The sequence below is a fragment of the Melghirimyces algeriensis genome, assembly GCF_900182565.1.
GTDB classification, from domain to species: domain Bacteria; phylum Bacillota; class Bacilli; order Thermoactinomycetales; family DSM-45169; genus Melghirimyces; species Melghirimyces algeriensis.
In genome coordinates this window covers 1-12,814 of the sequence record NZ_FXTI01000016.1, presented here as the reverse complement: position 1 = coordinate 12,814, position 12,814 = coordinate 1, and the positions used below count along the sequence as shown (strand labels likewise).

Annotated in this window: 14 protein-coding genes, 1 tRNA gene and 1 other RNA gene; 12 read left to right on the top strand and 4 right to left on the bottom strand. The window is 44.1% G+C overall.

Annotated features, from left to right (window positions below; translation table 11 throughout):
- Nucleotides 1–41: 41 nt before the first annotated feature.
- From FN782_RS15700 to FN782_RS15685, 4 genes are all read left to right on the top strand, one after another.
- Nucleotides 42–929: a metal ABC transporter permease gene (locus tag FN782_RS15700; protein ID WP_142506748.1), complete on the top strand. Its 888-nt coding sequence runs from the start codon at nucleotides 42–44 to the stop codon at nucleotides 927–929.
- On the top strand, nucleotides 926–1,351 hold the full coding sequence (locus tag FN782_RS15695) for a Fur family transcriptional regulator (RefSeq protein WP_142506747.1): 426 nt from the start codon (nucleotides 926–928) through the stop codon (nucleotides 1,349–1,351). The genes FN782_RS15700 and FN782_RS15695 overlap by 4 nt, the downstream gene beginning before the upstream one ends.
- A 31-nt stretch (nucleotides 1,352–1,382) precedes the next feature.
- A complete protein-coding gene (gene tadA, locus FN782_RS15690) occupies nucleotides 1,383–1,859 on the top strand; it encodes a tRNA adenosine(34) deaminase TadA (RefSeq protein WP_142506746.1) in 477 nt (158 codons plus the stop codon).
- Between the two features lie 89 nt (nucleotides 1,860–1,948).
- A tRNA-Ser gene (locus FN782_RS15685) sits at nucleotides 1,949–2,040 on the top strand.
- A 210-nt stretch (nucleotides 2,041–2,250) separates the two neighbouring features.
- Here the strand turns inward: FN782_RS15685 and FN782_RS15680 are convergent.
- The 4 genes from FN782_RS15680 to FN782_RS15665 all read right to left on the bottom strand — a co-directional run bounded on the left by FN782_RS15680 (nucleotide 2,251) and on the right by FN782_RS15665 (nucleotide 6,111).
- Nucleotides 2,251–3,774: a DNA methyltransferase gene (locus FN782_RS15680; protein ID WP_246064994.1), complete on the bottom strand. Its 1,524-nt coding sequence runs from the start codon at nucleotides 3,772–3,774 to the stop codon at nucleotides 2,251–2,253.
- Between the two features lie 18 nt (nucleotides 3,775–3,792).
- Complete coding sequence (locus FN782_RS15675) at nucleotides 3,793–4,758, bottom strand: AvaI/BsoBI family type II restriction endonuclease (RefSeq protein WP_142506745.1); 966 nt, start codon at nucleotides 4,756–4,758, stop codon at nucleotides 3,793–3,795.
- A 126-nt stretch (nucleotides 4,759–4,884) separates the two neighbouring features.
- Entirely contained in the window at nucleotides 4,885–5,595 is a 711-nt protein-coding gene (locus FN782_RS15670; protein WP_142506744.1) for a DUF4328 domain-containing protein, read from the bottom strand.
- Nucleotides 5,596–5,724: 129 nt separating this feature from the next.
- Nucleotides 5,725–6,111, bottom strand: a complete 387-nt coding sequence (locus tag FN782_RS15665; protein WP_185956374.1) for a hypothetical protein — start codon at nucleotides 6,109–6,111, stop codon at nucleotides 5,725–5,727.
- 156 nt (nucleotides 6,112–6,267) lie between these two features.
- Here FN782_RS15665 and ffs point away from each other — a divergent pair.
- The 8 genes from ffs (at nucleotide 6,268) to FN782_RS15625 (ending at nucleotide 12,539) form a co-directional block, all read left to right on the top strand.
- An RNA gene (gene ffs / locus FN782_RS15660) (signal recognition particle sRNA large type) lies at nucleotides 6,268–6,533 on the top strand.
- Nucleotides 6,534–6,714: 181 nt separating this feature from the next.
- Complete coding sequence (locus FN782_RS15655; RefSeq protein WP_142506742.1) at nucleotides 6,715–7,788, top strand: histidine kinase dimerization/phospho-acceptor domain-containing protein; 1,074 nt, start codon at nucleotides 6,715–6,717, stop codon at nucleotides 7,786–7,788.
- Nucleotides 7,751–8,188, top strand: a complete 438-nt coding sequence (locus tag FN782_RS15650) for an ATP-binding protein (RefSeq protein ID WP_142506741.1) — start codon at nucleotides 7,751–7,753, stop codon at nucleotides 8,186–8,188. Before FN782_RS15655 ends, FN782_RS15650 begins: the two co-directional genes overlap by 38 nt.
- 123 nt (nucleotides 8,189–8,311) lie before the next feature.
- On the top strand, nucleotides 8,312–10,033 hold the full coding sequence (gene dnaX / locus FN782_RS15645) for a DNA polymerase III subunit gamma/tau (RefSeq protein WP_142506740.1): 1,722 nt from the start codon (nucleotides 8,312–8,314) through the stop codon (nucleotides 10,031–10,033).
- Nucleotides 10,034–10,056: 23 nt separating this feature from the next.
- Nucleotides 10,057–10,368 (top strand): YbaB/EbfC family nucleoid-associated protein, encoded by a 312-nt coding sequence (locus FN782_RS15640; protein ID WP_142506739.1) that lies wholly within the window; start codon nucleotides 10,057–10,059, stop codon nucleotides 10,366–10,368.
- 51 nt (nucleotides 10,369–10,419) lie between these two features.
- A complete protein-coding gene (gene recR, locus FN782_RS15635) occupies nucleotides 10,420–11,016 on the top strand; it encodes a recombination mediator RecR (RefSeq protein WP_142506738.1) in 597 nt (198 codons plus the stop codon).
- 55 nt (nucleotides 11,017–11,071) lie between these two features.
- A complete protein-coding gene (locus FN782_RS15630; RefSeq protein ID WP_142506737.1) occupies nucleotides 11,072–12,073 on the top strand; it encodes a CPBP family intramembrane glutamic endopeptidase in 1,002 nt (333 codons plus the stop codon).
- Between the two features lie 193 nt (nucleotides 12,074–12,266).
- Nucleotides 12,267–12,539 carry a pro-sigmaK processing inhibitor BofA family protein gene (locus FN782_RS15625; protein WP_185956373.1) on the top strand — a complete coding sequence of 91 codons (273 nt, stop codon included), beginning with the start codon at nucleotides 12,267–12,269 and terminating at the stop codon, nucleotides 12,537–12,539.
- Nucleotides 12,540–12,814: the final 275 nt, after the last annotated feature.

Genomic DNA, 12,814 nt, shown 5'->3' with positions numbered 1-12,814 from the left:
AAAAGGAGGGAGTTGGATGTGAATGACACACATCCTCTGTTATGATAGAAATGATTCTTCACTATGACTTTATGCAGAGGGCGTTGATTGCAGGGATGATCATTGGAGTCATTTCTCCAATGGTGGGTCTTTTTTTGGTGGTACGAAGGTTATCATTGATTGCGGATGCTCTGTCGCATGTTACATTGTCCGGAGTGGCAGCCGGCCTTCTTTTGCAAAAACAGTTTCCCGTTTTTCAATCATGGAATCCTTTGTATATGGGAATGGTTTTTTCATTGACAGCTTCCATCTTTGTGGACCGGCTTCGACATCTTTACCGCTCGTACCAGGAGTTGGCCATCCCGGTCATCCTGTCCGGGGGGATTGGTCTGGGTGTGGTCTTGATCAGTGCTGCGGACGGCTTTAGCGTTGATGTGGCTGGTTATCTTTTTGGCAGCATTCTTGCTGTCGGTGAATCGGAATTACATGTGATTATTGGTGTAGGAATTCTGGTAACCACTGTCATTCTTCTGTTTTATAAGGAACTGTTTGCTCTTTCGTTTGATGAAGAAAGCGCCGCCTTGTCCGGCATTCCTCGTCGCAGTATCAATATCCTGTTCAACTTGGTGATTGCTTTATTGATTACGGCATCCATCCGGGTGGTGGGGATTCTCCTGGTCTCCGGTTTAATCACACTTCCGGTAGCCGCGAGTCTTCAATTGGCTTCCAGCTTTCGTCAAGCCATGTTTTGGTCGATTGCTTTTTCCCAGGTGTCTGTTTTAAGTGGACTGGCTGCAGCTTACTATTTTGATTGGTCTTCTGGTGGAACGATTGTCTTGGTCTCTGTTTTCATCCTCATTCTTGTGAGCAGCGGAAAACGGTTGATGCATGTTGTGAACAGACAGATCAAAAGTCGGACGCATTCCCGGCATCAGGAGGGGTCATCGTGAACTTGCACCAAGCGCTAAACCGATTAAAGTCCAAAGGGTACAAATATACTGGGAAACGGGAAAAGTTGGTCCAAATCTTTACAGGTGAAGACCGCTATCTGACAGCGAAAGAAGTACTGGAACAAATGCAGGGAGAGTATCCGGGATTAAGTGTGGATACGGTATACCGCAATCTTTCCCTCTTTGAAAAGCTGGGAATTGTAGAGGGAACGGAATGGGAAGGAGAACGCCGTTACCGCTTGCACTGTGGGGGTGATCATCACCATCATCATCTGATTTGTAAAGAATGTGGCCGAACCCGGCGTATCAATGTTTGTCCCATGGATGCCATTCTTGGAGAGCCAAAGGATTTTATGATTACAGACCATAAATTTGAGATCTTTGGATATTGCCAACGGTGTGAGCCTGAAAATATAGGATAGTGTCTCATCCAACCGGGAAGGAGGTGTGGCAGTGAGGCATGATCGATGGATGAAAGAAGCGATGGCGGAAGCTGAAAAAGCGGAAAGGATCGGCGAGGTGCCAATTGGAGCGGTGATCATTCAAAATGGAGAAATTGTGGGTCGTGGATACAATCTGAGGGAAACGGACGGAGACCCCACAGCTCATGCGGAAATGATTGCGATTCGACAGGCGGCTCAACAATTGGGTGACTGGCGGCTGACAGGGTGTCATCTGTATGTTACATTGGAACCCTGTCCCATGTGCTCAGGTGCGATTATATTGGCGCGGTTGGATTCAGTTGTGTATGGAGCGTATGATCCCAAAGCCGGTTGTGCCGGGACATTGATGAATCTGTTGCAGGATACGCGTTTCAATCATCAACCGGAAGTAATCAACGGGATCATGGAAGAGGAATGTGCAGAACTTCTCACTGATTTCTTTCGAAAACTGCGCAAACGGAAAAGCATCAAAAGAAACCTACCGTAAAGGGTGAAAGGGAAATTCATCAGAGGTTGAGAGAAAATCAACCTTGACTGATGCCATTTTTTCAGGTATGATTATTAATCGTCAGGTATGGAGAGGTGTCCGAGTGGCTTAAGGAGGCGGTCTCGAAAACCGTTGTGCGGTTTACGCCGTACCGTGGGTTCAAATCCCACCCTCTCCGCCATAACCTTTGCTAAAACGGAAGTCGTCCAGTTTTTTGGGCGGCTTCTTTTTGTATGATTGGCATGACATACTAAGCGGTGCTGCTTCTTCCGGTGACCGCTTTTTTCGCTCAATCTGGGTAAGAGGCAAGCATAGCCACAAGTGCGACGATCATCACCGCAATACTTGAAGCCGTTTTATATACTCACCCCCTTTCCCGTAAGAATCGTATTTAAGGTTTTGCCCATATTGTGATGCTCTTGCGTAGAGCGACTTTTCCATATCTGCTCATTTGTTGGCTACTATTCCCCTTTTTCTGCTTAAGGGTATATATTTTAAGTGGAGTAAATCCAATATCTTCGGCGATCTTTGTCGATATAAAATCTACAGGGATAATTTCTCCGGCGTACCGGACATTATCATTGACAAAAGCGACTTTTGCACCTGATTTGCAGATTCGAAACAACTCATAAAAAATAAAGGATAGTTCAACAAAATAGCCGTTTACCATCGAGAGAATCCCTTTATTGTTTACTTCACCGTTGGTGTTACGTAAATATAAAGCCTGGTTTACCTCATTTAATACGCTGTTTTCTTTTATCACTTTATGAATTTTTTCGTATCGTTTTTCAAGCCCCAATCTTTGATAATAATCTTCTAGTTGTTCCAATTTGGATTTATTCTCCACGGTGCAGGATAGTTGAGCCTGTCTTAACTGTCTAATCTTTTTCTCATCTACACCGAGGTAAGCCAGTTCAAGTGCATAAGTTCTTGTGTAATCATACCGATTGCAATATGGAGGAGAAGTGATTACGCCGTCAATCGTATCATCCTCTATTTTAGGTAACGCACTAAGAGCACTCTCTTTAATCAATTTGTGTGAAGGCACTTTGGACTGTTGCATTTGAATTGATTTAATATCTTTAATTATTATGCCTAAAGCACTTAATAGAGACTCTTTAACTGTAGGAAGCTTTCCTTTATCTAGAACCGTTTTAATGGGGGGTTTTCCTTTTAGAGCCCTTTTTTTATTACTTTCAATCACTTTAGATGATCTGTAATCCCAACGAAGGTATTGTCCATCTTTTCTTGTGTAACTTACTTCTTCTAATATACTTGTTAAAATTAGCTTAATAAGTGTTTTGGTTTCATGACTATACGATGAATTGTTGTTCCAATCTGTGAAAAACAAGAGGTTTTGCTCGGTTGTTTTGGGAAATGCACCTTTAGTAATCGCCAAGTGATTAAAATGTTTACCAATATCCTTGGGGACTAGTTTTTCAATCTCTTGGTATACCTGACCGAGTTCTTTAAGATTGTAATCATATACAAAGGATTTTGCTTGAGTTGCTATGTGAGATATGGGAAGGATATCAATTCCTATACTGTTTATTCCCAATGTATTTGCTGTAAGACTGCTTGTACCAGAGCCTAAAAAAGGATCTAATAATGTATCTCCCTGAGATAAACCAAACTCATCAATGAGTGTCTTAACTAAACTTGATGAAAAACCCTCTTTGTATTTGATCCACTTATGAATCGACTCTTCTTTATTTGCCTGATAACTTACAATCCTCCTGTTGAACTTATCTGTTACCTCAACAATTCTGATATATTTTTTCTCTAACTTTTGACGCTCAGATTCAGGTGCAATATGGTTGTGTGAAAAGTTATGTAAAAAATAGTCTGAATCAAAGTTTATATTGTTATTCGTATGATCTAGTGATAAGTCCATTTCTATTTGTTCATATTTCATGGAAGCCTTCCTCCAAGATTAAAGGTGAATCAACCATCTGCAGAGAGAACTGACTTGTTCTGCTTTTGTTAAATTAGCGGAATTGGTTAAGAGATCAGACTGTAATTGATTCCAGATTTCTATTGCCATGCTTTTTTCGATCGCCGCACCAATAAAGATGGTTTTTGGTCTCAATCCCTTTTCTTGAAACTTATCTCTAATTCTCGAAAGGGCAGTATTGGCTGTTTTCCAGTGTTCGTCTGCACCTGCTGGATCAATTCCACCTTTTAATTCTCCTAGTAACAAATATCTTTTGGGTTGTTTGTTGATTTTTTGAGAAACATATATATCCGGTTCACAATCAAATAAACAAATGTCTACATTTTTTCGTACCAAAGGGACATTAATATTATACACTAAGGTTCGTGGAGTACCGTTATGATTCCAGCTAATTCCCTTGGCAAATATTTCAATATCATAATCGTCTTCCGGCTTATCTAACCAGTTATATTTTTTATTACGCGAATCTAACCATTTATAGGGGATATTCGCAATGTCCAAGGCTGCAATGATTGATCGTGTTAACTTTTGTTGGGCAAGAGCTCCGGCAATATTTCTCATACTTCCGCCGAGAGAGTCTCCCTGGAACAACAAGTAGCGAAAAACGAGCTCATCGATAAATTCATCTCCAGCGGGCTTTAAAAAATTTTCGATTAAATTTTCAATGGATTCTTTTTTATTAACATCTGTCAAGAATTTCTTAGCTTTGTCTGATATTCCAGAGGCATATAACAGAGCGTCTTGTATATCATGGATTTCAAGTAATTCTTCCGGAGTTTCTGCTGAAGATGCAGCAGATTTTAATGCTCTAGCTCTCTCAATATATGGGGTAGACCGTTTGTTTTTTTCTAAGGCGAAGGCTATGAAACCAGCTCTATATTCGGCATATGTCGTTTGTAAGTCGTTTGCAGTTTTCAAATGCTTTTCAAATGCTTTGGTCGTCACAGCATACCCTCCCTTATTATGTCTGTCGCATCATTTTATCATAAGCCCCACCCCCTTTGCCGTGATTTGGGCCTTGGGCGGTGAGGCTTTTTCATCTTCTCTTGCCGATCCAAGTACTAGAAAGAGTTACGGTTGGATGGTTTGTTGTTGGGATTCCCCCGATTGAGACAGAAGACGGTGCCGTTCCTCCTGCCGTGCTGTCAGTTTCCATACTACAAACATGGCTAAAAGAGCAGAAACGATATCAACCAGATCACTGAAAAGATACATGTTGTTTATAAAGATCATGTTTTCAATGGTCTCTTCCAAACGTAGGGACATTCTGAATGCACTGTTGGATAGGATATTGGAAACAATAAACACCAACCACCATGCCAAGATAAAGCCGGGAGCGGTTTGCGACTTCCATGAGGTGTTTGGTTTGGTTTCCACTGATGGATCACTGGCTTTCCATGCTTCTTGGGTTGCGCGAAAGGGTTGGAATAAGTTGGCGATGGGAATGAAATAATAGCCTACCGCCCATCCAGGTGTGAATTTTAGATCTTTTGCTCCCAGGGATGAAAGATTGCGGTGGATACGATGAACCCACATACAAAAAGCAACGATCATAGCAATAAAGAGCGGAATTTGGAATAAGGCCAACAGTGCCTTGATTTTGACCACGGTGAAGTAAGTTGAATCCTTATTTAGGAATATTTCATATGGATTGGATAAACTGGAATTTTCCATGATCAAGAGTGGAACTTCAATTAGATAGAGAATGATATAGGTTATAAATAATCCCTGTACCCACTTGGCACGACTCTGAGCCGATTCATATGAATGATTGTCGTCCATCCTTCCATCTCCTTCAATTATTTTGACTATACTACTATACCTGTCGAATCTTGTTATTTCAATAATTGGTTCTTTTGCTACTATAGAAAATATATGTAGAAGGATGCACAGCAATTTGGATTAAATGCGTTATTGTAACCCTCTTTTTTTATACCGGCTTACATAAAATAGGATTCGGTCGATCACCCAGTAAATAAAGGCGATGACAACACTGGGAAAAGTAAACAGGGTTTGTACGTCAATTGCCGAATATTGAAGGTTAAATTGTAAGGTGACAATAAACGCGACAAGGGGAAAAAGAATCCCTCCCAACCAATGGTAAAGCAAAGAGAGCCACAGACGATGTTTGGCCAGTTTTTCCGCATAATAGGAAATGATGCCTCCATAGATCACGATTGATGGGAATGTGAGATGTAGGTGCAACCAGAAATCGATAAACGATATGTTGTCCATGAATATCAGAATGATAACGAAACATAAAAGCCCTGTTATACATTTCCGCTGAATCATAGGCATTGGTTTTCAACTCCTTGTAAATAATGGATTTATTAATTATTTTAATGGTATGAAAGAGTTTTTTCTTCATTTTTTGGCGGTTCGTCAGCGGTTCGTTTCTTTTTAACTCCATTCTTTTCATTGAGTAAGCAACAGTTGTGTGTTATAATGGGAAAGCCGCGCTAGATGGGGAGCTGGCGGTGCCCTGTAGCCTGCAATCCGCCTTAGCGGGATCGAATACCCGTCAGCGGTCTTCATTGTGTGGGGTCCGGTTCATGTGAGAAGTGTTGACGAACAGGTCCTGCGCAACGGAAATCTCCGAACTGTGTCAGGTCCTGACGGAAGCAGCACTAAGGGGAATCTTCCGTGTGCCGCAGGAGTGCCTGATCTGAGCGGATCACATGAAGCCCGCCTAGGCGAAGAAGATCAATGGCGGGGCGCGGTGTACATAGTAGAAGCGCTATAACCGACAGGTTATGCGCTTTTTTATTTTGTTTATTTTTATTGGTTTCATGGAATTTGTTTTCTTTAGCAGGAGGTTAGCAAATGAAGACGAATTATAGAGTATTGAGGAAGAATATTGGTTGCTTGAAATCGGTCATTTGTTGGTGAGAGGTGCTTCCAGTGAAGTATAACGGGGATAAAAGAGATCGTAAGCTTTCTATCGCTTTCGATCTCAACATGCATCCGGGAGAACAGATGTCTTGGGTGGAAAAGATGCCCCAACTCGCCGTGGCCGTCGATGAACGGGGGATTGTCGAGGCGGTGAGCCGGAGCCTTTTAGAGAAGCTTCGGATGGATAAGGAACAAGTGATCGGGAATTCACTGGACCGTTTTTTGATGCTCCCTCAAGAGATATCAGAATTGAACCAACCGATGGAAGTCCACGAAACGCCCCTGTGTTCGATCAAGGGGATGTTGTTTCCCGTTGGATCATCCCCTATGGTCGCCGATATTCAGCTTCTCAGCGGAAAAACTCCCAGGGGGTGGCGCCATTTGTTGCTAACAATTCCAGAAGAGGAGCATTCCAACCTTCTGACAAAATATGCAGATCGAATTTTTCATGAACTCACCCAAGGAGTGATACTCCTTCGTCATTCAAAAGTGATGGAAATCAACCCGGAAGCGTGCAGAATGTTTCGTGTAAAAAAGGACGAGGTCATTGGAAAGGTTGTGGATTGTCTTTTTGTGCATCCGGGTGAGGATGAAGGATTAAATGATATTCGGAATCGGATTTTGCGTGGGGAACCTTTTCACGGACTTTCTGCTTGCTGGGTAGATCAAAACCGCTCGCTTGCCATTCATATGGATCACAAAATCATTGGAAAAAAACCGAATGACGGTACTCCATCCGATACACTTTTGATCACAACAGATGTGACACAATCCTATCTGTTGGATATGCAAGTGCGTCAGACGGACCGCTTGGCGATGATCGGTCAGATTGCAGCGGGGACTGCGCATGAAATCCGAAATCCTCTGACTTCTATCCGGGGATTTTTGCAGGTGATGAGGCATTCTTCCGATGAGAAAAAAGATTTGAAAGGTCAGGGATATACGGAAATTATGCTCCGGGAAATCGATCGGATCAATAATCTGGTCGGAGAGTTTCTGATGATGAGTAAACAAACCCCGCAGTCTGAAAAGATATCCAGTAAAGATGGATCAGGTCATCCAAGAGCTTTTGCCGATTATTGAAAACGAGGCCCTTCTCCACAATATTGAGGTGCGGTATATTTCCCCCGAAAAACCGTGCCGCCCAGTTTGGGCCGGGGAAGAACTGTTGAAACAGGTGATTCTCAATCTCTGCAAAAATGGAATTGAAGCGATGGATGAAGGAGGAATCTTGTCCATTCGGTTAATCTTCCTGCCCAACGATGATTTTTTAACGTTGGAAGTTCAGGACAACGGACCTGGGATTTCTTCACAAGCGATGAATAAAATTTTTGATCCATTTTATACGACAAAGGAAAATGGAACCGGGCTCGGTCTTCCCGTATGCAAACGAATTATCCAAGATCTCAAAGGGGATATACAGGTTTCTTCAGGAGAAACAGGTGCTGTATTCCGCATTAAACTCCCCTGTTTTTCTGGTTGACTCCGTCTGTGATTGGGCGGGGTATTGTTTTGGAAAAATCGACTGTTCTGTAGTATGATATGTACATCATCTATCATGCTATCATGCGCTCTGCCGCGATAGGGAAGAGATGGGGGGGTGCTCATGTCCTATCGGGCGTTGTACCGTGTTTGGCGACCGCAGACATTTGAAGACCTGATTGGACAGGATCATGTAACCACGACTCTGAAGAATGCGCTTCGCGAAGGGCATTTTTCTCATGCATATCTATTTAGTGGTCCCCGCGGGACAGGTAAGACGAGTGCGGCCAAAATTATGGCCAAAGCAGTCAATTGCTTGGATGGGCCGGCAGCGGAACCCTGCAATCATTGTGAAGCTTGTCGCAAGGTTATGGATGGTTCTCTGATGGATGTGGTGGAAATTGATGCGGCATCCAATCGGGGAGTGGATGAAATTCGGGATCTTCGGGATAAAGTGAAATATGCACCTTCGGAGGTTCGTTACAAGGTATATATTGTGGACGAGGTTCATATGTTGACTGCAGAGGCGTTTAATGCGCTTCTTAAAACCCTGGAAGAACCACCTGAGCATGTCCTGTTCATCTTAGCGACTACAGAACCACATAAATTGCCATCCACGATTATTTCACGCTGTCAGCGATTTTCCTTTCGGCGGCATACGGCCAGAAATATGTTGCACCATTTGCAAACCATCTGTCAATCCCAGGGGATTGAAGCGGATGAAGTAGCGTTGGCTACGATTGCTCAAGTAGCTGATGGAGGGATGCGGGATGCGCTCAGTCTATTGGACCAAGTGCTTGCCTTTTCGGACCAAACAGTGGATGAATCGTCAGTGGCCGCTGTTACAGGTTCAGTATCCCGGTCCACTCTCAGGGAACTAATGGGGTTTTGCCTGGATCAGAACCTTACCATGGCGTTGGAAACCGTGAATGAATTGTTGATGGATGGCTTGGAACCGGAACGGCTGGTCCATGACCTCATTCAATCATCCCGTGATCTTCTTCTGCTTTTGGCAGCTCCGGAATTGCAGGAAGTAAAAGAGCGCTTGGCAGGGGAAAGTCAGTGGTCATCTTTAGCAGAGCAGACATCGGTTGAACGATTGGAGACGATGCTGGATACATTGATTCAAGCGCAACAACAGATGAAATGGGCTGCACTGCCCAGGGTTGTCATGGAGATGACACTGGTACGCCTTTGTCAGCAGGAATCCCCAAAAACAGATCGCTCCAATGAGGACCAAGCAACAACGATCCGCTTACAGCAGCAGCTGAAGAAACTGGAACAAAAAGTGGAAGAGCTCAGCCGTGTTCGACCTTCCGAGCGGAGCAAACCATTGTCGGACCAATCCGATGAAACGATAAAAAGTCCGGGTTCATCCAATAATCAAAAGCTGGCGGGAACGGAACGACTGGGAGCGTTTTTGCAAGAGAGCTCGCCTGAGCGTTTGCAACAACTGATCCGAAGCTGGCCGGAAGTATTGGCCAAGGTCAAGGAGCAGAAGATTACGGTTCATGCCTGGCTAATTGATGGTGAACCCGTTGCAGCTACAGATGAACGTGTTTTAGTTGCGTTTAAAAACAAGATTCATCGTGATACAACGGAAAAGAAGACCCATAAAACCTTAATTGAACAGGTGATACAGGAGGTCTTGGGTTTTCCGTTGCAATTGACCACAGTAATGAAGGCGGATTGGGAACAATCCCGCAGGTCATCCAAGCCATCTGTTTCTGAAGAAGCAGTGAATGACCGAGGTTCCGGCCAGCCGAACACTTCCGCTGGGACAAGTGATCCGGTGGATTGTGCAGTGGAATGGTTTGGAAAAGATATGGTGGAGATTACGGATTGATTGATAAGGAGGATCTTTGAATCATGAAGAATATGAATCAGATGATGAAGCAGATGAAGAAAATGCAGACACAAATGGCAAAGGCACAGGAGGAACTGGGAAAAAAGGAAGTGGAAGGAACAGCCGGTGGCGGAGTGGTGAAGGTAACTATGAATGGGCACAAGCAAGTGCTGAATGTGGAGATCGATCCGGAAGCAGTCGATCCGGAAGATGTGGAGATGTTACAGGATATGGTGACGGCAGCCTTTAATGAAGCGATGAAACAAGTGGATGATTTGGTCAACAAAGATATTGGGAAATTGACCGGTGGCCTTAATATCCCAGGCCTGTTCTGATGAACAGGCTTTTCTTGTATCAAAGGATCGATCCTGTCGGGAGGTGTTTCCATGAATGTACCGGACCCTATATCCAAGCTGATTGACGGTTTTATGCGTTTGCCGGGCATTGGACCCAAAACGGCTCAGCGCTTGGCTTTTTTTGTTCTGGGGATGGAAGAGGAGGACGTGATGGACCTGGCTAAAGCCTTGGTCCGTGCCAAGAGAGATCTTAAAAAGTGTCAGGTATGCAGTAATATTACGGATCAGTCGGTCTGCTCCGTTTGTCGTGATAAAAGTCGAAACCGTGCCTCCATCTGTGTGGTACAGGACCCAAGAGATGTGATTGCGATGGAACGCACACGGGAGTATCACGGGCTTTATCATGTTCTACACGGTGCCATCTCTCCAATGGAAGGAATTGGGCCTGATGAATTAAGCATTCCGGATCTTTTAAAACGTTTAGAAGATGAAACCGTGCAAGAGCTGATTCTTGCAACCAATCCAAACATAGAAGGGGAAGCAACCGCCATGTATATTCAACGGTTGGTGAAGCCTTTTGGATTGAAAGTGACTCGGATTGCACACGGCCTTCCTGTTGGTGGGGATCTGGAGTATGCGGATGAAGTAACATTGACCAAAGCACTGGAGGGACGAAGAGAGATCTAAATATTGATCCTTCAAAGAGTTGGGTCAATGATGCAATGATGAAGGAGGTTCTTAGATGTTACCCCATGTTTCCTCCCGAAAGACTTCTCCGGATTTTGGGCCGAATCCGGGCAACGGTTCCACCGTATCCAAGATTCGATTGGGAGCTGCTTGGATTCTATGTCTCAGTTACTTCTATATGATTCCTTTGGAATTTTCCGCCCTTCAGTGGCACAAGAGCAACAATGGACTGTGGCAAGTGACCGAAGGAACATCACCGGGCTCTTGGTTTATGATCCAGTATGTTTTATGGATGGGAATTACGTTTCTGGGAGTACTTCTCTTTTTGGGTACCAGTTTGGGTGAGAAGTTCGGATATGAAAGGAACAGGAGAAACGAAACGCTTCGCCCACGGGACCTGGCTTATTATTTTGCATGGTCTCAAGTTCTTAGTTTGGGCTTTTTCATCCTGTACGATCTGCTGCCCGGTGAAATGGGAGGAGGGCTTTCCACTTTGCTGCCCTACCTGCCTCACCTGTTGATGATGGCCTTGGCTTTCGTTTTGTTTAGACGGTGCCTTGGTCAAGTGGGGTTCTGTGGATTACCTGCCCGGCATTGGCTTGCAATGATGTTCGCGGTTGGGGTAGGGTATCTGTTTGTTTATTTTCTGTTGGACCCTTTGGTTACCGAACCGGTGGCTCGCTTTTTTTCCTTGGAGATCCAATCTTGGAGGGAGCACAGCATTACAGATGGGATTAATCGTGCAGTAAGCCATGGATGGATCTATGCCGGGGGACAACTGCTGTTGATCGGTGTCATTGGACCCATCGCAGAGGAAATAACGTTTCGTGGCGTGTTGCAGGGGGTTCTTCTGCCCAAAGTGGGAAAGGTGGCTTCGGTTCTTTTTTCTTCCACTTTGTTTGCTCTGTTTCATGTGGACGTTGTATTTTTTGCACCGTTATTTGTGATGGGATTGATACTTGGCACTCTTTATATTCTTTTCCGAAGTTTATGGGCTCCGATATTGTTTCACATCCTTAATAATGTCGTATCAGTAATACTGGATTTGGTGAGTTGAAGGTTAGAGGATTTTCCTTTCCTATAATTTTAGCGATCCATTGAAGCGCTCCCCCCTGTCTCCGGCCACCAAGCAAAAAAGCTGAATCTGGGAAGCTTTATCGCCCAATCATTTGATCAAAAGCCTTATCAGGTTCTAAGCAAACTCTAAATGTCATATGCTTGTACAAATCATCGGACAAAGGGTGAGGCGAATGGAGATCCATTGGTGGGTGATGGCGGCTGTTGGGGGGATGGTTGCGTTTATGTTGATCAGTAAGTCCTTTGTTAAGCCACTTTGGTGGCTTTGGTACAGCTTGTTATATACGGCAATCGGAAGTGTTGTGCTGTTTTTATTAAATCTCGCGGGGGATTGGGTGGATTTTCGAATTCCCATTAATCCTGTCACTTCGTTGATTACAGGGATCTTAGGGGTTCCAGGGGTTTTATGTTTGATCGCAGTCAAGGTGTTTCTCATTCACCCCTAAAAAATCAAAAAAAGGTATTGACCAAATGAAAAGGCCATGATATATTATTACTTGTCGCCGCAAGATGAGGATCAACAGCCTGAGCGGCAACAAAAGAAATCAAAAAAAGTTGTTGACAAGATCAACTGAGGGTGATAAGATAGATCTTGTCGCTACGAACGAGTGGCAGTCGCGGAAACATGCGACAGACAGCGAAAAAGCGTTCCTTGAAAACTGAAGAGCGAATGAACGACCTGTCGATTCATTTGAGCGTTTCAAGCTCGAAATGTAGCCCC